This is a genomic window from Thalassospira alkalitolerans, assembly GCF_002115745.1.
GTDB lineage: Bacteria > Pseudomonadota > Alphaproteobacteria > Rhodospirillales > Thalassospiraceae > Thalassospira > Thalassospira alkalitolerans.
Map to the genome: position 1 here is coordinate 1 of NZ_JFKB01000048.1, position 1,177 is coordinate 1,177.

Here is a 1,177-nt window from a genome sequence, read left to right on the forward strand (position 1 = left end):
ATTACTCGATGATCTTGGCAACAACGCCCGCGCCGACGGTACGACCGCCTTCACGGATTGCGAAACGCAGACCTTCGTCCATTGCGATCGGTGCAATGAGCGTTGCGGTCATCTGAACGTTGTCGCCAGGCATAACCATTTCGGTGCCCTCAGGCAGCTCAATCGAACCGGTGACGTCAGTTGTACGGAAGTAGAACTGCGGACGGTAGTTCGAGAAGAACGGCGTGTGACGACCACCTTCATCCTTGGTCAGGATGTAAGCTTCGGCAGAGAATTTGGTGTGCGGCTTGATCGAGCCGACGTGCGCCAGAACCTGGCCACGTTCGACGTCTTCACGTTTGGTACCGCGCAGCAGCGCGCCAATGTTATCGCCAGCCTGGCCCTGATCGAGCAGCTTGCGGAACATTTCAACGCCGGTGACAATCGTTTTGACGGTATCTTTGATACCGACGATTTCGACTTCTTCACCAACTTTGACGATACCCGATTCGACACGACCGGTCACAACCGTACCACGACCCGAAATCGAGAACACGTCCTCGATCGGCATCAGGAACGGACGGTCCATCGGACGTGCCGGTGCCGGGATGTAGTCATCAACAGCAGCCATCAGTTCGAGGATCGCGTTTTTGCCGATTTCGTCATCACGACCTTCAAGGGCGGCAAGGGCCGACCCTTTGATGATCGGAATGTCGTCGCCCGGGAAATCGTAGGACGACAGAAGTTCACGGATTTCCATTTCGACGAGCTCAAGAAGCTCTTCATCATCGACCTGGTCAACTTTGTTCATGAACACGACCAGTGCCGGAACACCAACCTGACGCGCAAGCAGGATGTGCTCGCGGGTCTGTGGCATCGGGCCATCAGCTGCCGAAACAACCAGAATGCCGCCATCCATCTGTGCCGCACCCGTGATCATGTTTTTCACATAATCGGCGTGGCCCGGGCAATCGACGTGCGCATAGTGGCGATTGGCGGTTTCATATTCGACGTGCGCGGTCGAGATCGTGATACCACGAGCTTTCTCTTCCGGCGCTTTATCGATCATGCTGTAATCCTGGAACGATGCGCCGCCGCTCTCTGCGAGAACTTTGGTGATCGCTGCGGTCAGCGTGGTTTTACCGTGGTCAACGTGGCCAATGGTGCCGACGTTAACGTGCGGTTTTGTACGAGCAAA

Annotated in this window: 1 protein-coding gene; it reads right to left on the reverse strand. The window is 55.9% G+C overall.

Translation table 11 applies throughout. From position 1 onward, the window contains the following. Window position 1: 1 nt before the first annotated feature. Window positions 2–1,177 (reverse strand): elongation factor Tu (gene tuf / locus TALK_RS21840; RefSeq protein WP_085621273.1); only part of this gene is annotated, 1,176 nt, incomplete at its 5' end.